Raw genomic sequence first — 19,885 nt, forward strand, 5'->3', positions numbered from 1 at the left:
TTAATCCTCCCTCGCCGGTCGTTCGCCAACGGTGAGTGCGACTTCCAGGGGCGCACCCCCCCGAATCAGCTGCACTTTCAGGGTTTTTCCGACGCTTTGTGTCCCCAACATCGCCTGCACGTTCCCCGTGTCGCTGACCGGGTTGCCATCAATTGCGACTAACACATCGCCAATCAGCACCCCAGCTTTATCCGCAGGGCCATCCGGCTCAACGTTGACAACAATCACCCCACCATTAGAAGCCAGAGAAAGCGCACTCTTAAGCGTATCGGGCAAGCGAACCGGCTGCATTCCCAAACCCAGGTAGCCTCGTGCAATCCGTCCTTTTGAGAGCAACTGATCTACCACCCGGTTCACCGTAGACGCGGGAATCGTTAAAGCCATATTGCGCGGCCCGGAGGTGTTCATACCTGCAACTTTACCGGCTGCATCGACCAGCGGCCCGCCTGAGAAGCCGGGATAGAGGGTTAAATCGAGACGCACAAATCGATCGATCGAGCCACCGCTCATACTACGCCAAGCATCCCCTATCGCGCTCACCACACCCATAGAGGCACTCACACCCTTCTCAGTCCCTCGTCCGAGTGCAAGTACCAGATGACCGACCTTTAGCGTTGCCGCATCGCCAATTTCCGCAACCGGGAATTCTATGTTTTCTAGCTTCAGAACAGCTACATCGGTGCTAGCGTCACGACCCAGGACGGTAACGGGTACTGTCCGACCATCTGGTAAGGTGACGGTGATTTCCTCTTCGCGCTTGATGGTCTCGTCAGAGGTGACGATGATACCTGGTCGCCAGTGGATACCGCTTGAGGAGGAATTCCGCATTAGCCATCCTCTTCTCCCGTAGGAGGTTCGCCCATTGACTGCCACAACTGACCAACCCACTCGCTCAACAGTATCGGCTAAATTGTTGGAGAGAGCCAGCAAGGTGCTGGACATCTCCGATGAAGATAAAGACATTCCATTTCTCCACAAATGCGAGAGCTTTTACGGGACAACTGCCAATACGGTTCGGTAAACTTCTCCCTCCACCCCTCTCCACCTCTTCCTAACCCTCCTCTACTCTTGGCAGGGAAAAGGAATAAATTTTTTTTGACTGGAGAGGGGCGTTTAGTTCCCCCCGTTCCCTGGTAGGGAACGGGGTTGGGGGGTTAGGTCTACCCGATCTAAACCGGATTGCCACTTCCTTGTGCTGATATCATGCCGTTTTGAAGAGACGGGCGGCATCGGAGAAATGGGGAGAACTCACCCTAGAAAAATGGCTAGGGTTCCGTGTATTCCTAATTACAAGCCAACTTTATGAGGGCTAACTCCTCTGGCAGAACTACACCCCGCACGAAGGTAGTTCTTAAGAACGAGGTAAGCTGAGAACGGTTTCTCCAACATAGACAGCAGGCAAGTCATGCAAAACGCAAAAAACGGTCTATGGAACTAAAAGAAACCAATCCATCCCAAAAACCGGAAGACAAGAACTCCGAGCTAATTACTCAGGTACAACGGGATAGTGTAATTACCTCTGAAGACTTGCCTTTGAAGCCATTTCGCATCAGCCTGACCGTAGCGATGGTAATTCTATTGCTGTTTTTTGCCTTTTAGTTCGGCATCATTAATGTTTAGAGTATTGCTAGCAAGATGAGCTACTTCGCGTTTCACCTTGTCTTTATCCTGCCACCACTCTTCTTTTTAGCATGGCTTGGGCGGCAACCTCTGGCTGGTATCGGAGGACTCAGAGCGTGGTTAGGGCTGCCCCTGATAGCGCTGATTGCACTGATTTATACTACACCGTGGGACAATTACCTGGTTTGGCGCGATGTGTGGCACTACGGCACGGATCGTGTGGTGGGTACGATTGGCTACGTGCCCGTTGAAGAATATTTATTCTTCATCCTTCAGCCACTGCTAACGGGTTTTTGGCTGTACTGGCTGTTTCCTCGCACAAGTGAGCCAGCACAGCAGGAGGATTCTCCTGGGGTGCGAGTATCTGGCATCGTTTTATGGAGCGTTCTGAGCATTGCTGGAGCTTTCATGTTGCAGTCGGATCGGACTGTGTACATGGGGCTAATTTTAGCTTGGGCAGGTCCCGTACTGGCGCTACAGTGGGCAGTTGGAGCAAAGCAACTCTGGGCTAGAAAAGACGCTTGGCTGATTGGCACTCTGATCCCCACAGTTTACCTGTGGATAGCCGACCGCATCGCCATCGGACAGGGCATTTGGAGCATTTCTGAGACCTATAGCACTGGATTTAAGCTGTTTGGGTTGCCGATTGAGGAAGCGACGTTCTTTTTAGTCACGAACCTGCTAGTGGTGCAAGGACTTTTATTGTTTCTATTGGTGGGGAAGATGCGATCGCTCCTACCACCGATCTCTTTACCCATTCTCAATCATCGGCAGGTAGAACTTCCAAAACGTCTTTCCCAAGTAAAGTCTGGAAACGATACGGTTTAAGACGGTTGCCTCTATTTGCCACATCACTTTTTGGGAGTAAAACCGAGATGCCTATTAAGGAATTTTTAAAACAAATTTCTGACACGGTATGGGAAATTCCGGTTTCCTACAAGGAAGGGATGCGCGTTCCCGCCCGGATTTATGGAACCGAGAAGATAATTTCCGAATTAGATGAAGCGGTTTACGACCAAGTTACTAATGTAGCGACGCTTCCAGGCATAACCAAATATGCTTTGTGTATGCCCGACGGACACTGTGGCTATGGTTTTCCGATTGGTGGCGTGGCGGCGATGGATGTGGAAAATGGGGGCGTGATTTCTCCTGGCGGTATCGGTTTTGATATCAATTGTGGAATGCGCTTGATGGTTACAAACCTCACCTACCATGAAGTCAAACCTTATATCAAAAAGCTGGTAGATAGGCTCTACGAAAGGGTTCCTGCCGGAGTGGGAAGCAGTGGCTTTGTGAAATTGTCGCGGAATGACTTTCGCAAAGTGGTCGAACAAGGCGCTCAGTGGTGCGTTAATAATGGCTATGGTTGGGAAGAAGATTTAGAACTAATTGAAGAAAACGGCTGCATTAAGGGTGCTGATTCTGCAAAGATTAGTGACAAGGCAATTGACCGGGGTTTCAATCAAATTGGAACTTTAGGATCTGGCAATCATTATTTAGAAATTCAAGTTGCTCGAAAGCAAAATATTTTCGATCCAGAGTTAGCCGAGACAATGGGAATTACCATGCCGGATCAGGTGGTGGTAATGTTCCACTGTGGTAGTCGCGGATTTGGTCATCAAGTGGCAACTGACTATCTGCAAAAATTTTTAAAGGTAATGGATAGCAAGTATGGAATTAAAATACTGGATCGAGAATTAGCTTGTGCGCCCTTTGATTCTCCGGAAGGACAAGCCTATTTCTCCGCCATGAAATGCGGCATCAATATGTCTTATGCCAATCGTCAAGTGATTCTGCATCGTATCCGCGAAGTGTTTTCGGACATCTTCGGACGTTCTGCGGAAGACTTAGGGATGCACATGGTTTATGATGTTGCCCATAATACCGCCAAGCTAGAGAGTCATGTTGTAGATGGGAAAGCGCGATCGCTCCTCGTCCATCGTAAAGGTGCAACTCGCGCTTTCGCACCGGGAATGCCAGATGTTCCGGAACGGTACAAAAAAATTGGTCAGCCAGTTATTATTGGCGGCAGTATGGAAACTGGTTCTTATTTATTAGTTGGCGTACCCACTGGCGACCAAACTTTCTTCAGCACTGCACACGGAAGCGGACGCACAATGAGTCGTACCAAGGCAAGAAAAACTTGGCGCGGAGAAACACTCCTAAAGGAGATGCAAAATAAGGGCATATATGTCCGCAGTACCTCAATGTCCGGACTGGCGGAAGAAGCGGGTGCAGCTTACAAAGACATCGATGATGTGATTGAAGCGGCTGAATTAGCAGGGATTAGCAAAAAGGTGGTGCGGCTGACACCGATTGGAAATATTAAAGGATGAAGAAAATTTAACATTTGAGCGATCGCCTGATGCACCGAAACACAACAGCACTCTTGTATTCCGGCTAGTCTAATGCACCCTACCATAAAGCATCAGTGTTGGTAGGTAGCAATTTAGATAAGATTCGCGTTAAACCGCCATCTTACTTGCATCTTTGGTGTTGCACCTTAGCAGTATGAATCGTGCAAAGCCCACACGGATGAATCCTTTTAACGTGCTTGATAAATTGCATCCTAAGTTGCAGTAATCTTAGCTAGTTGCAGTAATCTTAGGTTTTAGCTAAGGATTTAGATAACTATGGATATGAAAATACATCATCAATTAGAAGGCATACTGGAAGACCAGGCTATAACAGAGGAAGAGTTGGAAATCAGCCACCAAATCTATCACAGTGGCATTAGTATGAGGGATGCGGCTAAGGTCAAACCTCCTACTATCAAAACGATAACAGAAGCAATTCGGGCGCTAAAGATTGGCAATGCTCTCTTTTTCAGCGGACGCAGACTTCCTATTGATTTTTCCGCCGTTGAACGTCGCGCACAAATCCTCATGCAGACTCCTTTTGCTGTTGTTCTTGGCTGTTCTGATAGTCGAGTGCCGACCGAAATAATTTACGATCAACAAGCAGGCGATTTATTTGTTATTCGTATTGCCGGGAATGTTGTTGAGGCAGGCACTTTAGGAAGTATAGAGTATGCTATTAAGCACTTAAAAACCCTAGTAGTCGTGGTGATGGGTCATGAAGGCTGTGGTGCAGTGCAAGCAGCAATGCTAGATGAGGCACAACGGAGTTTGGAACCTTACTATGTTAAGTCTTTACTCGATTATATTGTGCCAGCCGTAAACAAATTGCCAGCGATTCGTGACCCAAAGGCACGGATGCGAGAAGCAGTGATTGCTAATATTCGTCGGCAAATATACAAACTTAAGCAAAATCAAGTGATTTTAGAAGCAATTCAAAGTCAGCAGATTGCAGTGATTGGTGCCTACTACGAAATTAGTAGCGGCGCAGTTGATTTTCTAGAGACAGAAGCGGAGTTGCATCTTGATGATGAAGAATTAGCTCAGTAGTTCTAAGTTGCATTAATCAGCTTGTGGATATCTTGCGCCGCCCAATTTTTTAGAAACATTGAAAACTTAAAAAGCAGTGAGGTTAACTTAAATATTGCCTAAGTACATTTCTGTTTCTTGTTAATTCAGTTGTTTGGTTCATAGGTATCAAGATTTTACAATGCAGTGCCACACGCCATCTATTGACAAAAATGGTATTTCATGAAAAGACGCACGCCTCTCACAGTAATTACAGGACCACTTGGAAGCGGAAAAACAACTCTGCTTCGTCATATTCTCGACTCTTTTCCTAAAAAGATCGCCATTTTAATGAATGAATTTGGCGAAATTGGTATCGACACTAAAATCATTCAAGGTAAAAATGTCCAAATTGCGGATCTCGGTGGCGGTTGCGTATGCTGTTCGCTGTTAGGAGAGTTTGAAGCGGCTGTTAATGAAATCATTGATAGCGTTGACCCGGATAATATTGTGGTTGAGACAACTGGAGTCGCAGAACCAGATGCTTTGGTTTTCGACATTCAAGAAAGCTTAACCAAAGTGCGACTGGATGGAGTTGTCACGGTTATCGATGCAGATGCAATGGTGAAATATCCGTCTGTGGGACATACAAGTCGAATACAAATAGAAGCAGCAGACACTATCCTTTTGAACAAAGTCGATTTGGTTTCCGAAAGCGAGTTAAAGGCAATAGAAGATAAATTGCATTCTTTAAACGAAGTCGCCTCAATTTTGCATACTCAGCGATGCCAAGTAGACCCGGACTTACTATTTGGTATTGGTCGAGAGCGAGTACAACCGCCACCCCATCACGTTCACCAACTTGAATTCGACTCGTTCGGTTACACTTCAGATGCTACATTTAATCGCCAATGTTTTGAAGTATTTGCCGATAGTCTTGGTACAGATGTTTATCGAGCAAAAGGGTTTATCCGATTTGCTGAAGGCATTTATCTGTTTAATTTCGTGGCTGGACGCTGGGATCTGGAGCCATTTGAACAAGAGGCGACAGAACTGGTTTTTATCGGCAAACAGGTGAGGGCAAGAAAGGAAGAAATTCTGAATCGTTTAAAGCCGTGCGAACAATAGTAAGTTGGGTTGAGGTGAGCGTTACCCAACTATATAAACACTTGTTGGATAACACTAAGTCGCTTAAGCCAACCTACAACTGAACCGTATTGCGAACAATAACCTTATGTCCTACGAGTTTCTTGAAGATGTTGCTACTGCCGATATTGCTTTTCGCGCTTGGGGAAAGAATCTAGAGGAACTTTTCAAAGCGGCGGGTGATGCAACTATGAACGTAATGATTGAAGATTTAGACTCAATAGAACTGAAGGAAACGCGCACCTTTAGCTTAGAAAATGATGAATTGGATATGCTGTTATTTAATTTTTTGCAAGAATTCATCTACTACAAAGACAGCGAGTTACTACTGCTCTTGGCGCAACAAGTTGAGATTTCCGAGAAAGATGGAGTGCATCAGCTAAGTGCGGTTACGAAGGGAGAAAAGCTAGATAGCGATCGCCATCAGCAGCGAGTAGATGTCAAAGCGGTTACATTACACCAGTTCCAATTAGAAAAAATCGATGACGGTTGGACGGCGATGGTAATTCTTGACATTTAGCACGTGTCTGTGAATTCGAGAATTGAGAGCGATCGCTCTGGCTCTGTTCAGAATTGAAGTAGTCCAAACGAATTTCCGTGGTTTTACGGTGATGCGGCAAAGGAGTCCAACCGAATTTCCGTAGTTCTACGGTGATGCTTCAGGTGCAAAAGACAATACATTAGCATGCAGTGAGTATCAAACTTTATTACTTGAAACTTATGCTATTTTTTTCAATTAACTCAGTAAAAAACGCACTCGTTCAGGCACTTGAATATTTGCCTGATTTTAGTCAAATGACTTCTTTTCAGAAGGGAACAGTTATTGATCAAACCTTTAAATCTATTTTGAAGGATTTGATGACTCAGTTTAAGATGGAACCAGGTATAGATTATGTAGATAATTTGAGGGATAACGAACCTGCAACAGATTTTGTAGCTTTATCTGAGAGAGCAGATCAGCTAATTACAGGTTTAATGGATGGCAAAATTATAGCAGTCAACACACATATTAAGAAAGACAAGCAAGGTAATCCGTATCAGGTAAAAGCGTACTTCCGAAAAAAAGCATCTTAAGTGTATTGTAAAAATGAATTATGCAATACCTCATGTTCTAATAAGACTACAAATCTCAAACGAAAAGATTAATAAAAATGGAATCAAAATTTTTTGAGAGTGGCAATTATATCTATGAATGTAAAACTTCTCCTTCTCCTACAAGAATCGGAGGATACTTTGACACTTCGTATCTTAACTCATCAATCAAGAAACTCAAGGTAAGATGGAAGAATGGGAATATCCCAAATGTTCCAAGCGGCTATCGTTATGTTTTTCCAATCAATTATCTTGATGATGAAGCCCTGCAATTGTTGCAACAATTGCAGAGGGATTATCCAGGTGTGGACATAAGGTATTATGACTGTGAAAAAGTTCAGAAACTTGTGGAAAGTTTAGAAAAGGTTGGTGATTTGCAATCTTTGGTTAATTACATCAAGCAAGTAAGGGGGAAGTAGGAGTGGCTCAAGATTTATACTTTTATAAGCAAAAAATATTTTCTAAAAAGGTAGCTCGGCTTTTTTCACAAGAAGAGCTTCATAGCGCGGTAAAAGCATTACTTGCCAACCGAGATTTGGAAGATGACACAAAGCTCCGAGGTGAACTATTTGAGGAAGTTTTAATCGACTTTGATGTCAGTGCTTATGAGAAAGAAATTAAGAAACTCTTAGAGACTGATACTGAGTTTATCTCGCCTCAGTCTCGTCGTTTTATGATGAATAAAAAGATTTGGTCTGTTATTCAAAAGATTGTCTTGTCTAAGTATAGTGGAATCGAGAAGAATAAGGATGAGCTGTCTGTAACTGATAGTAAACTTGATGGTAAGCTAAGGGAACTTTGTCAGCAATTGAAGAACCAGCCTAATAGTGATAGCAAACCTGCCAATAATTCAAGTTCATCTCTTCAGTTATTAAGTGATTATTCTACTCTAGAAAAACTTTTTAAGAAAAACTTACTTTTTGTCAACATTCAGTGATTACTTGAATATTTTTTTACTTTAATTAAGTCTATCATCACTTGAATCCGCGTAATTATGATTTACGTTTGTCTTTATTTGGAAGTCAAGTTTCCCTATCAAGAGGAGAGTTGTATTCCCAGAATTCTCCGAGTTCCATAAGGGGTAATTTCATAAGTCGTTACAACATTGCCGTTGCGTTCACTTATAATATTACTTGCTTGGTGTGAGTACGTATTGTTTTGTGTTCCAATAGTTGTACCGTTATTTACGCCTATATTTACTTGTTTCCCTGAGTGATTAACATTAGATTGTTTAACACTGTTAGTGAGTTGTTGAGCTTTTACTAACTCTATAAGCTTCTGGGATGTCTTAATAATTTCTTCGTCTTGATCAGCCTCTATTTCAATTAGCTTTTCGGTAAGAGCTGACTTCCATGCTTCAGGCTTCTTCTCATATTCAATTAAAATCATTTCAAGAATTGAGGAATCGGCTGACTTACGAATAATTTGTTGTTTAAGGAAACTATAGATATCTTTTATAGTTTCACTAATAGCCGCCCTAGTAGCCGACTCAGTAAGAAATAAAAGACCTGTTTCTATGGCTTTAATGACGAAGTTTCTATCTGTCACTGGTTGTCCTCCTGAACATTTGCAATACTAGGGGTATGAACCGTTTTCATGCAAAAACACGTCATAGGCTTATATTATAAGCTTGTTCCTATAGAGTATGCGCCCCCAGCAACATACCGAATATGGATATACTCACACTTGAACAATTTGGTCGTCTTCTCATTCCCAACGAGATACGAGAACAACTTGGAGTGACCAGCACCACTCAGTTCACTTTGGCAGTTCAAGACGCTAAGCTGATTCTGGAGCCTTTGCCCCAAGAGTCCAAAGTTTATCATTCAGGCACGTCATTAGTCGTTGAATCAGAGCCAACAGGTAATTTAGAAACGGCACTCGAAGAAATACGGGAAGAACGTATTAGGGAATTTATTACCAGCAGTGAGAACCCTGTTTGATACCAGGCGTCCTATATATTGTGATGGCTCGACTTGTGCAAGTGCCGCAGTAAGAGAGTACACTTTTCAACTCACGATGCCTATCAAAAACCTGGGTTCAGCTGCCCCGCCTAGCTAAGATACAAGCAGTAAGTTACCAGAGGGAGTCGTCATGGTACAGTACAACCCGTTGCAGTATCTTCCCAGTGCTGAAGAACTGCCCGACTCAGACGATACCCCAGTGGATAATGAACTGCAAATCCTCATCCCTATCCTGCTACGAGGAATCTTAGCTTTAGTGTGGGCAGACCGCAGAGACTGGTTTTTCGGAGTCAACATGGGAGTGTACTACGAGCCAAACCAGGCGGCAATTGTACCGGATGGCTTTCTCAGTCTAAGAGTAGAGCGATTTAAGCCGAATGGTAAGGTGCGACTTAGCTACGTCCTTTGGCAAGAAAACAATATTGTCCCGCAGTGGGTATTAGAAGTTGTCTCGAAAACTCCAGGCGGTGAGTATGACCAGAAGATGACAAAGTATGCCCAACTCGGCGTGCTGTACTACCTCATCTATAACCCCGATTACGGCAAACGAGATAAGCACGACTCGTTTGAAGTGTATCGTCTAGAGAATGGTGTCTACGAGCGTCAGATGGGTTCCCCGGTATGGATGCCAGAAATTGAGCTGGGAATAGGGTGCGAGGTTGGTACTCATGAAGGATACACCAGAGAGTGGTTGTATTGGTACGACCAAAATGGCAATAAACTCTCTACCCCCGGAGAAGTTGCACAGCAGGAGCGTCAACGGGCAGAGCGTTTGGCGGAGCGACTGCGACAGATGGGAGTTGACCCCGATATTCTGTAGAAATGCGATCGCTTATCGCTGAGTCACTAACATCTTCATCCCATGTTTTGGGCGGAGTGTTAACGAGGGTTGCAGCACCACCGGATAGTCTGGTTGTAGCGTCAGGCGGAATCTTTGCGCGATCGCGACTAGTAGTAAACTTGCCTCCATCATCGCAAAAGCCTTGCCAATACAGATGTGTTGACCGCCACCAAAGGGAAAATAAGCAAAGGTGGGCAACTTCTTGATCAAATTATCTGCCCAACGATCGGGGTGAAAAACTTCTGGATTTTCAAAGAAGCGAGGATCTCGGTGCATCGCCCACTGATTGATAAACACAGTTGTACCCGCTTTTACCTCATACCCCCCCAGAACGCAGTCTTCTACAGCAAGTCGGCTCATTCCCCACACCGGCGGATACAATCGCATTGATTCCAGCACAACTCGCTCTGTGTAAGGCAACTGACGTAAATCGGCAACCGTGGGTGCGCGATCGCCCAACACTGTCTTTAATTCCTCTTGCAATTTCGCTTCTACTTCTGGGTGCTGTGCAAGTAGAAACCATGTCCATGTCATGGCGTTAGCAGTCGTTTCGTGCCCCGCCAAAAATAGAGTCATTGCCTCATCTCGCACTTGCTGATTCGTCATCCCAGTTCCATCAGATTCATCCCGCACCTGAAGTAACAGCGAGAGTAAATCGCCCGTATCTTTGTTACCACTGGCTCGTCGCTCGTTAATAATGCGATAGACAATCGCATCTAATTGTTCAATTGCTCGTTGGTAGCGCAAGTTACTAGGAGTAGGCACCCAACCTGGAAGGAAATATTGATTGAGCAGATCGGCATTAAAATCCATCACTGCATTTAGCGCCGCCTGCACCCCTTCCGCTTCATCCTTAATATCAACATCAAACAGTGTTTTTGACACAATTTCTTCGGTCAACAACATCATATCTTGATGAATATCGCGGATTTCGCCATCGTGCCATTGGTCAATTAATTGCTGAGTATAAGCAACCATCACCTTTCCATAGGCGACAATTCGTTCCTGATGAAAAGCTGGTTGAACCAGACGGCGTTGACGCTGCCAAAAGTCGCCTTCACTGGTCAGTAAGCCGTTGCCTACAACGCGCAATCCGCGTCGGTATACGCTACTTTTAACAAAGTTGGGGTATTGAGTGACTAATACTTGTTCGATCAAGTCGGGATGGTTCACTAAAAAAGCTGTAAATGGACCGAACTGCCAGCGAACCAAGTCGCCATACTCCCTAGCACATTGGCTAAAGAACTTAAGTGGATCGCGGTTTATTTCTGGAAGATGACCTACAAGAAAATGACCTTTAGGGCCAGGTGGTAAATGTACTGCGGGCATAAACAACTCGGTTAAAAATGCTTTTGTGGATCAGGACTTACGCAAAGCTTATACATATAGCGTTTTTTCGGGTTCAATCCCCTGTGGTTGCCCTCAGATGTAGCGCAAGTTGCGTAAGTCCTGTGGATAATCAATTGGTTTTATGGCTGCTCATGCCGAAAAATTGCTATCATCTCGGTTTTTGTTGAGTTATAGCTGTTCAAAACCGAAAATTCTCATTCTGTTTTCCTACCTTGATTGAATTTCTGATGCTTTCTACGGTTCAATTTACTGGCATCGTAGTGAAGAGTTACGATTTGCCTAATCCACCTAGGGATAGAGAAAGCGCTCGATAGAAAGAGAGAGTTAATAGCCTAGGAGCGATCGCCTATTCTCCATCGGTTAGGTTAAAGCACGAAACACAGCCTCATCCTCTTTATTTCCTAACGCTAGTGTCAACAAGTGGCGTTTGAGGTCACAAAAACCACCAATACGGCTGGATTTAGCGTTAGATTTCGCTTTGGCTAAACCCAACTCACAAGGTGAAAGTATGTAGGTTATTTAATCGCCGATCCTCACAAACGGTATTTCAGAATGTAGAAAATGTGTTGCCCTGAGTAGTGTCGTGGCGATTACTTCTGGACTGTACCATCAGGCATCGTTACTTCTTCTAAGCGTGCTTCACTCAAATCGGTGTCAATTACAGCCGCATTGGTCAGGTTTGTCTTCAGCAAAACTGCCCCAGCCAAATTTGCTTTGAGCAGAATCGCTCCTGTTAAAATTGCGCCAAATAGAATGGCTTCGCAGAGATTTGCGTGCCTTAAATTGGTTTGACTCAGGTTCGCTCCACCTAATACGGCTCGGTTTAAGTTTACCTGCTTCAAATTGGCTCCTGTAAGATTGGCACCGCTGAGATTTGCTCCCGCTAAATTCGCTCCCTCCAGGTTTGCCCCCGTTAAATCTGCATCCTTCAATTTCGCCCTTCTCAGGTCTGCTTGTTGTAGGTCTACGCCACGCAGATTTGCACCCCTGAGGTTGATCATGCTTAGATTGGCTCGACTGAACTTCGCTCCATCCAGACAAGCAAAGGTGAGTTTTTCTCGGTATAGATTCGCTTGCCTAAAGTCCCTTTGCCCTGCTGCATACTTGCTTCTGAGTGTCTCAGCATTCATATTCACTACTTCCTAGGTGACAGTTAACAATCTTGTTCATTACCCAGTGAATGTTAATGTCCTGCAATAAGTTCCCTAGTTGCTTTTTGCGGGACTCCCAGAAAGCCGTTTTTCAACCACGCAAAGCAAGACAGCAAGCTCATGCTATTTTCTCTCCAAGTATTTTTTAATAAATGTTTAATCTTACTTCTACCTCTAATTTAGGGAATAAATCGTGAAGATATGTCTGATGCTGAGCCAAAGATTTGTAAATCGGGCAGCCAACCTTAAAAAGTTGTTACTTTTTAATAAAAATAACGGCTTACTATGCATTTATTTACCAAATATGCGTAACAAAAATTATCAATATTATGTGGATTTTTAGGGCATGGCACTGCTGTAACCCTGAGATAATGAACGATTAGCCGCTATAAAGAGTTATGTTTATTTCCACGACTTTGCTTAATAAAAAACTATAAAAATCATTAGCCAAAATATAATAATTTTGGGTTTAAATCAAAGATTTACACAATTCGCTTAGGCACTGGTTTTGTGAAGACGCTCTAGCCAATACTCCCCGGCGTGTCAGCCTAAAGTCGGTTATGACAGGATTGGGAGTAGCAACAGACCGCTGTTAAACGGAGATTTATACATGACAGAAAGTAGTCATCAGCCCTCGCAGGGAGGGCGTTTTGAGCCGCAGTATGACGGGCACGCCGACCACCTGAAGACACCCATTGAACCCATTGAACCCGTTGAAGTCCAGGTGGAAGACGATCGGACTGGGATGACGGTAGCGACCCTGAAACGGGCGTTTGCAGATAACCTGTATTATTTGCTGGCAAAGGATGAGTATTGGGCGACGCCCCACGATTACTACATGGCGATCGCTTATACCGTGCGCGATCGCTTGCTGCACCGATGGATTAACACGGTCAGAACCTACATCGACAAAGATGTCAAAGCCGTATTTTACCTATCGGCAGAGTTCTTGATGGGTCGTCAGTTGGACAATAACCTACTCAATTTAGGTTTGTACGAACGGGCACGCCAAGCTATCCACGAGTCCGGACTCGACATCAATGACCTCAAAATACTCGAAGCAGAACCCGGACTCGGCAATGGGGGTTTAGGGCGTCTGGCGGCTTGTTTTCTCGACTCCCTCGCCACCTTAGAAATTCCGGCAGTTGGCTACGGCATTCGCTACGAATTCGGAATCTTTGAGCAATGGATTCAGGATGGCGCTCAAGTCGAACACCCCGACAAATGGCTCCGATTTGGCAACCCTTGGGAAATTCGCCGCTCAGAATTAACAGTTGAAGTGAACTTCGGCGGATATACAGAAGCTTACAGCGATGGGCAAGGTCGCTATCGGGTGCGTTGGATTCCCCAGCGAAAAATCTTGGGGACGCCCTACGATACGCCCGTATCTGGGTACAACAACAATACAGTAAATACGTTGCGCCTCTGGCGTGCGGGTGCTTCTGAAGAGTTTGACTTCCAGATTTTCGACAGCGGTGACTATGCCGGTGCCGTTACCAACAAGATATTTTCTGAGAATATCTCAAAAGTTCTCTATCCCAACGACAACACCTCTCAGGGTCGGCAACTGCGCCTAGAACAGCAGTATTTCTTCGTCAGTTGTTCCCTTCAAGACATTATCAATACGCATCGGCGCATCCACCAGACTTTTGATCGCTTCCACGAGAAGGTCGCTATCCAGCTAAACGACACGCACCCATCGATTGGGGTTGCCGAACTGATGCGGTTGCTGGTGGATGAGTACGATTTGGGTTGGAACCGAGCTTGGTACATCACCCGGCGCGTCTTCGCCTACACGAACCATACACTGCTCTCTGAGGCTCTAGAACGTTGGCCTGTGAGCTTGTTTGAGCGTCTGTTGCCTCGGCACTTAGAGATTATCTATGAAATTAACCGCCACTTTCTCGATGAGGTGCGTGCCAAGTATCCGGGCGATGAGGCGCGGGTGGGGAGATTGTCAATTATTGAGGAAGGTGCCCAGAAGTACGTCCGCATGGCGCATTTAGCTTGCGTAGGGAGCCATTCCATCAATGGGGTGGCAGCACTACATACAGATTTGCTCAAAGCGGATGTCTTGCGAGATTTCTACGAATTGTGGCCCGAAAAGTTTAATAACAAAACGAACGGGGTGACACCGCGTCGGTGGTTGTTGCTGAGCAATCCCCATCTGTCTGAGCTGATTACACAGAAGATTGGCAAGGATTGGGTAACGCAACTCGATCAACTCAAGCAGCTAGAAGCGTTTGTTGATGATGCTGAGTTTTGCTCTAGCTTCTCGTCGATTAAACGCAAAAATAAGCAAGACTTGGCAGAGTACATTCTGCTCTACAACGACATTGAAGTAAATCCAGATTCCCTGTTTGATATTCAGGTGAAACGGATTCACGAGTACAAGCGTCAGCTGTTGAACGTGCTGTACATTATTACGCTGTACAACCGGATCAAAAAAGATCCCAATGTTGATATTTTGCCCCGGACTTTTATTTTTGCAGGCAAGTCGGCTCCCGGCTACTACATTGCCAAACTGGTCATTCAGTTGATTAATTCGGTGGCGAAAGTCGTCAATGATGACCCGGATGTGCGCGATCGCATTAAGGTTGTTTTCTTGGCAAATTTCTCTGTCTCTCTCGGTCAGCGAGTTTATCCAGCCGCCGATCTTTCCGAGCAAATTTCCACAGCTGGCAAAGAAGCTTCCGGCACCGGCAATATGAAGTTTGCGATGAATGGGGCGCTTACCATCGGGACGCTGGACGGTGCCAACATCGAGATCCGCCAAGAAGTCGGACCTGAAAACTTTTTCTTATTTGGCTTGACAACTCACGAAGTTTATGAGTTGAAAGCCAGAGGATACAACCCGCGAGACTATTACCATAACAACGCCGAACTGCGAGAAATCATCGACGCGATCGCTTCCGGCTACTTCTCCCCCGACAATCCCGCCCTTTTCAAACCAATTGTAGAATCGCTGCTTGACAGGGATGAGTATATGCTCTTTGCCGACTACCAGGCGTATATTGACTGCCAGGAAGAAGTCAGCCAAGCTTATCGAGACGCACACAACTGGACTCGAATGTCAATTCTCAACGTTGCTCGCACGGGTAAATTTTCCTCAGACCGCACCATTCGAGAGTATTGCCAAGAAATTTGGAACGTCAAGCCAGTCAAGATAGATTTGAAAGAGTATCAACCGCATACAGCGGGTTTGAAGGTGAAGGGGCAACCCAAGCGCCCTGTGCTTTAATTAACCACTTGTAAGTAAGCGGGTACGTCCCAAGTAGGCGACAGCGCGACAGCTGATTCAGTTGCATATTGCTCATTAAAATGACGATCCAGGCTGCTGAAGAAACTCTCAGGACTTACGCAAAGCTTATACATATAGTGTTCTTGTCGGTTCAATCCCTCGTGGTTGCCCCTAAATAATGGTGATGTTGCGTAAGTCCTGACTCTGCCTCTTGGGGCGTTGTCTCTCGATCGAGAATCTGATTACGATGAGGAAATCGCCCAAACCGTTCAATTACCTCGAAGTGTCGAACTGCGTAGGAAATGTACGCAATACTGTCAGGATCGTCGCTCAGTTGCTGAAATAACTCCACTGATTGACGCTGATGTTCGAGATTTTCACTATGTTCAAACGGTAAGTAATTGAAGCATCGCTGAATTGGCAGCAGTTCTCGATCGAAGCCATTGGCAACTGCGTACTGTGCCGCAGACAGAGCAAGGCTATCGGTAGCGAAGGCTATTGCAGTCCCGCGAAACAAATTCCTGGGAAATTGATCTAATAGCAGTATTAGTGCCAGACAGCTTTGGGGTGATTCCTTCCAGCGATTTAACCGATCCGCTGCGGCTAGTTCGTAGTCTTGTAAGAAGCGGGTTCGGATCTCCTCATCAAACTGCGGTTTTTTGGTAAACCAGACTTGACGGGGTTTTCCATAACCCGCCTCATCGGGCTTGCCAAACCAAAAATCCAAAATTTCATTGATTTGTAAGCTGACCCCACGCATAGAATGCGGGGGATGAAAGCCCTAGCCCATAACTTGCACTAAACAACAAGCCAGTACCGAGCGTTCGGGAAGGCTTACAAGCGCTCCCCCAAGACTAGAACAGGACTTACGCAAAGTTTATACATATAGCCTTTTGTAGGGGCAATCCCCCTGTGGTTGCGGTGGCAGATGTGGTGCTGTTGCGTAAGTCCTGAAATATTAATTGCGCCGTTCACGCTCAGCGTCACCATCCCAATTGCACGCCTGATTAACACATTTGAAAGATTTACCATTGCGGCTACCAATTACACCGCAGGAATGGCATGATTTAGACGTATAAGCAGGAGGAACCAGCACAACTTCAATACCAGCGGCAAGAGCTTTGTAGCTAATCAAAATCCTGAGAGCGAAGAATGCCCAAGAGTTAGACAGTCTACGTTCCTTGTTTGTCAGTTTTGCGTCAACGTTCTGATTGATGTAGTTGCAAGCATCTGCTCTCCGCCTGAAGGGTTGCCTGAATCATGTCCGCCTGCTCAGATGTTGGTTGAAGTTTGCAGCTAATAGTCAGAATGCTTTTCATCCTTTTAGCATATCACTGCAATGAAAGAAAATATTTACAGGCGGTTTTAACCGCTAATCGCTTACCTCCCCATGTCGCGCATCCAGGGGCTTCTGCTCGTTTTTGGTGACGCGACTTTTACTGCCCTTACCGTCTCGCACCAGGATTTGATGTTGGGCAAAATCGACGTCCTTGACACGCAAGCGTAACCCTTCGCACAATCGCAGTCCACTGCCATAAAGTAACTTCACCACCAACTACTGAACGCCACAGATCTGTTGAATGACCGCCTGCGCCTCTGTTTTGGTCAGGACAGTGGGAAGGTACTGAGAGCGTTTTGCCCGAATTGCGTTCACCTCAGATACTTCTAGGCTTAAGACCTCTCGGTACAGAAAGAGAATGGCATTGAGTGCCTGATTTTGAGTGGAAGCAGCAACTTGCTCTTGCACCGCCAGATGCGTCAGAAAGGTCTCAATCTCGACCCGCCCCATTTCTGTGGGATGCCGCTTGTCATGGAACAGAATATACCGCCTGACCCACTGCACGTAGGTTTCCTCAGTCCGATAAGCATAGTGCTTGAGCCGAATAGCATCTCGCAGTTGGTCTAACAGCTTTTTGGGACGCGGTTCCATGAGCAGACGAGCCACAAGAATAAATTATGTATTTAATGATACTTAAGAAGAAGTCCGTACATATCTAAAGATATGCGGAAATTTTCTGTTCAGCTACCCCGATCGGCGTATTATACTGAACTATTCTGCCGATCTAGCTAATTTGGGGTGATATGCGGAAGCTGTCTGCCGATCTCCCTGTTTTGGGGTGGATCTGCGGAAAAATTCCGTCTAATAACAAGTTAGATAGCATAAAGAGAAAAACCTCTGAGTTTGAGCCAGAGGTTGACGATTTCTTCTTATGTGCTTTAAATAACTCAGTATATTAAGTGCTGGATATTCCCGTAGAATGTAAAGACTGTAGACACATAGGTTAATTCATGTTTTGGGCTGACAAAATTGCTGAGGATGCACAAGAAAATCAAATTGTCAACGACTCAAAGACCCCTTCCGGTAGGGTTCATGTTGGTTCGTTGAGGGGAGTTGTGATCCATGATGTGATTCAGCGAGCCTTAAAACATGCTGGCAAGCCACCAAAGTTCCTCTATGGGGTCGATGATTATGATGCGCTTGATACTGTTCCGCATTATCTCGATCAAGAGAAGTTTGCCCCTTTTCTAGGCTTCCCCCTCTGCAATGTTCCCTCGCCGGAAGATAGTGCTAGCGATTACGCAAAATATTTCATGGGTGAGTTTCTGGAAGTTTTCGAGTATTTGGGGGTTAGACCAGAGGTTTACTACCTGCGTGATCTGTACCGTTCAGGTCAATTGAATTCTTATATCGATACCTTCCTCAAGAATGCTCACCTTGTTAGAGAGGCTTATTTAGAAGTCAGCAAAGCGCATCGACCTGATGACTGGTATCCCTTTCAAATTACCTGCGAAAATTGCGGCAAGATTGCCACAACTATCGTGTCAGATTACAACGGCTCGGAAGTTTTCTACACTTGTAAGCCTGATGCAACAGATTGGGTGCAGGGTTGTGGTCATTCAGGCTGGATTTCCCCTTTTAATGGCAATGGCAAATTGCCCTGGAAAGTGGAATGGGTTGCTAAATGGGATCTGTTGGGAATAACGATTGAGCTTGCCGGTAAGGATCACTCTCAGAAGGGAGGATCTAGAGATGTTGCCAACGCCATCTGTCGAAAAGTGTTACGGAAGCAGCCACCTTTCCATTCACCTTATGAATTCATCTTGGTGAATGGGACGAAGATGAGTTCATCGAAAGGAGTTGGTTCAAGTGCTAAAGAAATTGCTGAGTTGCTTCCTCCTGAACTACTTCGCTTTTTGATGCTGCGAACTCAACCCAAGACAGTTATCAACTTCGCTCCTAACTATGAAACAACAACTCGATTGTTTAGGGACTATGATGCTCTAATCGAGAAGTATCAGGCTTTATCGCCAGATGTTCAACAAGAATCCGCTCTGCCTGAAGATTTGATGCCATTATTTTATGCTCAACTTGACGGCGTGATTAAGCCCTACCATCCAGTCGATTTGAGCACGCTGATTTCCTTACTACAAGTGCCACATCGTGATATTCATGAGGAGATTGAAAGACGCAGTACTCAACCTTTAAGTGAGTATGACCTGCAGATTGCAGATCAAAGGATTTCGGTTGCTCAGAAGTGGCTGGCAGACTACGCTGACGAAGAAGAAAAGCTAGTTCTTTATCTTGACAAGATTCCTGAAAAGGCAAGAGACTTGACGCAAGAACAGATCGCCTATCTCAAACGGCTAATTCAGAGCTTGGCTAATGTTAAAGCTTGGGAAGCTGAGGAATTGCAAACAACATTATTTTCAACGGCGAAAGAACTAGAGATGCAGCAACCCGTTGCATTCAAGGCTGTTTATTTGTCTTTCTTGGGCAAAGAACGTGGACCCAAAGCGGGAGCCTTGCTGTCGTATCTAGAGCGTAGTTTCGTGATTTCTCGTCTTCAAGATATCGTGCAAGCGAATACATCTCAAACTGCTCTCGTTTCTTAATAGGTATGAGTTTAGTTGAGAAAACTCTGTACCTGTTCTTGAACTAAAAGTGCAAGAACAGGTTGCTTACTGGATTCAATTATTTGCTATATATCCCTCTTCTGTCACTTTCCGAATATAATGAATAAAGAAATTGAAAAATAAAACTCTACACAGTAGGTAGGGCAATGGATGTAGAATTACAAGTTTTCAAACATTTAGCTAGAGATGCCCATCCCACA

Annotated in this window: 21 protein-coding genes; 13 read left to right on the top strand and 8 right to left on the bottom strand. The window is 45.1% G+C overall.

Features of this window, described 5'->3' with window-relative positions; all coding sequences use genetic code 11:
- The gene (locus ACFW2W_RS17250; protein WP_378180646.1) at nucleotides 1-963 is read right to left on the bottom strand and encodes a S1C family serine protease; all 963 of its coding nucleotides are present in this window, start codon (nucleotides 961-963) and stop codon (nucleotides 1-3) included.
- A gap of 465 nt (nucleotides 964-1,428) precedes the next feature.
- On the opposite strand from ACFW2W_RS17250, the gene ACFW2W_RS17255 reads away from it, so the two are divergent.
- From ACFW2W_RS17255 to ACFW2W_RS17295, 9 genes are all read left to right on the top strand, one after another.
- Nucleotides 1,429-1,599 carry a hypothetical protein gene (locus ACFW2W_RS17255; protein WP_378180649.1) on the top strand — a complete coding sequence of 57 codons (171 nt, stop codon included), beginning with the start codon at nucleotides 1,429-1,431 and terminating at the stop codon, nucleotides 1,597-1,599.
- 36 nt (nucleotides 1,600-1,635) lie between these two features.
- The gene (locus ACFW2W_RS17260; protein ID WP_378180652.1) at nucleotides 1,636-2,448 is read left to right on the top strand and encodes a lycopene cyclase domain-containing protein; all 813 of its coding nucleotides are present in this window, start codon (nucleotides 1,636-1,638) and stop codon (nucleotides 2,446-2,448) included.
- A gap of 47 nt (nucleotides 2,449-2,495) precedes the next feature.
- Nucleotides 2,496-3,956: an RtcB family protein gene (locus ACFW2W_RS17265; protein ID WP_378180655.1), complete on the top strand. Its 1,461-nt coding sequence runs from the start codon at nucleotides 2,496-2,498 to the stop codon at nucleotides 3,954-3,956.
- Nucleotides 3,957-4,253: 297 nt separating this feature from the next.
- Entirely contained in the window at nucleotides 4,254-5,027 is a 774-nt protein-coding gene (locus ACFW2W_RS17270) for a carbonic anhydrase (protein ID WP_378180658.1), read from the top strand.
- A 201-nt stretch (nucleotides 5,028-5,228) separates the two neighbouring features.
- Nucleotides 5,229-6,113 carry a CobW family GTP-binding protein gene (locus ACFW2W_RS17275; RefSeq protein ID WP_378180661.1) on the top strand — a complete coding sequence of 295 codons (885 nt, stop codon included), beginning with the start codon at nucleotides 5,229-5,231 and terminating at the stop codon, nucleotides 6,111-6,113.
- A 106-nt stretch (nucleotides 6,114-6,219) separates the two neighbouring features.
- Nucleotides 6,220-6,651, top strand: coding sequence for an archease (locus tag ACFW2W_RS17280; protein WP_378180664.1), 432 nt, complete (start codon nucleotides 6,220-6,222; stop codon nucleotides 6,649-6,651).
- Between the two features lie 200 nt (nucleotides 6,652-6,851).
- A complete protein-coding gene (locus tag ACFW2W_RS17285; protein ID WP_378180667.1) occupies nucleotides 6,852-7,205 on the top strand; it encodes a hypothetical protein in 354 nt (117 codons plus the stop codon).
- Nucleotides 7,206-7,282: 77 nt separating this feature from the next.
- Nucleotides 7,283-7,642 (top strand): hypothetical protein, encoded by a 360-nt coding sequence (locus tag ACFW2W_RS17290; RefSeq protein WP_378180670.1) that lies wholly within the window; start codon nucleotides 7,283-7,285, stop codon nucleotides 7,640-7,642.
- Nucleotides 7,643-7,644: 2 nt separating this feature from the next.
- Nucleotides 7,645-8,160 (top strand): hypothetical protein, encoded by a 516-nt coding sequence (locus ACFW2W_RS17295; RefSeq protein WP_378180673.1) that lies wholly within the window; start codon nucleotides 7,645-7,647, stop codon nucleotides 8,158-8,160.
- Nucleotides 8,161-8,258: 98 nt separating this feature from the next.
- On the opposite strand, the gene ACFW2W_RS17300 is transcribed toward ACFW2W_RS17295, so the two are convergent.
- Nucleotides 8,259-8,771: a hypothetical protein gene (locus ACFW2W_RS17300; protein ID WP_378180676.1), complete on the bottom strand. Its 513-nt coding sequence runs from the start codon at nucleotides 8,769-8,771 to the stop codon at nucleotides 8,259-8,261.
- Nucleotides 8,772-8,893: 122 nt separating this feature from the next.
- On the opposite strand from ACFW2W_RS17300, the gene ACFW2W_RS17305 reads away from it, so the two are divergent.
- A complete protein-coding gene (locus tag ACFW2W_RS17305; RefSeq protein WP_378180678.1) occupies nucleotides 8,894-9,166 on the top strand; it encodes an AbrB family transcriptional regulator in 273 nt (90 codons plus the stop codon).
- Nucleotides 9,167-9,317: 151 nt separating this feature from the next.
- Nucleotides 9,318-10,007: a Uma2 family endonuclease gene (locus ACFW2W_RS17310; RefSeq protein WP_378180681.1), complete on the top strand. Its 690-nt coding sequence runs from the start codon at nucleotides 9,318-9,320 to the stop codon at nucleotides 10,005-10,007.
- A 12-nt stretch (nucleotides 10,008-10,019) separates the two neighbouring features.
- On the opposite strand, the gene ACFW2W_RS17315 is transcribed toward ACFW2W_RS17310, so the two are convergent.
- Both ACFW2W_RS17315 and ACFW2W_RS17320 read right to left on the bottom strand, forming a co-directional pair.
- On the bottom strand, nucleotides 10,020-11,357 hold the full coding sequence (locus ACFW2W_RS17315) for a cytochrome P450 (protein WP_378180684.1): 1,338 nt from the start codon (nucleotides 11,355-11,357) through the stop codon (nucleotides 10,020-10,022).
- A gap of 611 nt (nucleotides 11,358-11,968) precedes the next feature.
- Complete coding sequence (locus ACFW2W_RS17320; RefSeq protein ID WP_378180687.1) at nucleotides 11,969-12,508, bottom strand: pentapeptide repeat-containing protein; 540 nt, start codon at nucleotides 12,506-12,508, stop codon at nucleotides 11,969-11,971.
- Nucleotides 12,509-13,139: 631 nt separating this feature from the next.
- Here ACFW2W_RS17320 and ACFW2W_RS17325 point away from each other — a divergent pair.
- Nucleotides 13,140-15,770 (top strand): glycogen/starch/alpha-glucan phosphorylase, encoded by a 2,631-nt coding sequence (locus ACFW2W_RS17325; protein WP_378180690.1) that lies wholly within the window; start codon nucleotides 13,140-13,142, stop codon nucleotides 15,768-15,770.
- A gap of 151 nt (nucleotides 15,771-15,921) precedes the next feature.
- On the opposite strand, the gene ACFW2W_RS17330 is transcribed toward ACFW2W_RS17325, so the two are convergent.
- The 4 genes from ACFW2W_RS17330 to ACFW2W_RS17345 all read right to left on the bottom strand — a co-directional run bounded on the left by ACFW2W_RS17330 (nucleotide 15,922) and on the right by ACFW2W_RS17345 (nucleotide 17,715).
- A complete protein-coding gene (locus ACFW2W_RS17330) occupies nucleotides 15,922-16,530 on the bottom strand; it encodes a DUF924 family protein (protein ID WP_378180693.1) in 609 nt (202 codons plus the stop codon).
- A 198-nt stretch (nucleotides 16,531-16,728) separates the two neighbouring features.
- Nucleotides 16,729-16,986 (bottom strand): zinc ribbon domain-containing protein, encoded by a 258-nt coding sequence (locus ACFW2W_RS17335; protein ID WP_378180714.1) that lies wholly within the window; start codon nucleotides 16,984-16,986, stop codon nucleotides 16,729-16,731.
- A gap of 156 nt (nucleotides 16,987-17,142) precedes the next feature.
- Nucleotides 17,143-17,319, bottom strand: a complete 177-nt coding sequence (locus tag ACFW2W_RS17340; RefSeq protein ID WP_378180696.1) for a tyrosine-type recombinase/integrase — start codon at nucleotides 17,317-17,319, stop codon at nucleotides 17,143-17,145.
- 6 nt (nucleotides 17,320-17,325) lie between these two features.
- Entirely contained in the window at nucleotides 17,326-17,715 is a 390-nt protein-coding gene (locus tag ACFW2W_RS17345) for a phage integrase N-terminal SAM-like domain-containing protein (protein ID WP_378180699.1), read from the bottom strand.
- 344 nt (nucleotides 17,716-18,059) lie between these two features.
- On the opposite strand from ACFW2W_RS17345, the gene lysS reads away from it, so the two are divergent.
- Nucleotides 18,060-19,664: a lysine--tRNA ligase gene (gene lysS / locus ACFW2W_RS17350; protein ID WP_378180702.1), complete on the top strand. Its 1,605-nt coding sequence runs from the start codon at nucleotides 18,060-18,062 to the stop codon at nucleotides 19,662-19,664.
- Nucleotides 19,665-19,885 lie beyond the last annotated feature (221 nt).

It is taken from the genome of Coleofasciculus sp. H7-2 (genome assembly GCF_042747725.1).
Taxonomy (GTDB): Bacteria; Cyanobacteriota; Cyanobacteriia; order Cyanobacteriales; family FACHB-T130; genus FACHB-T130.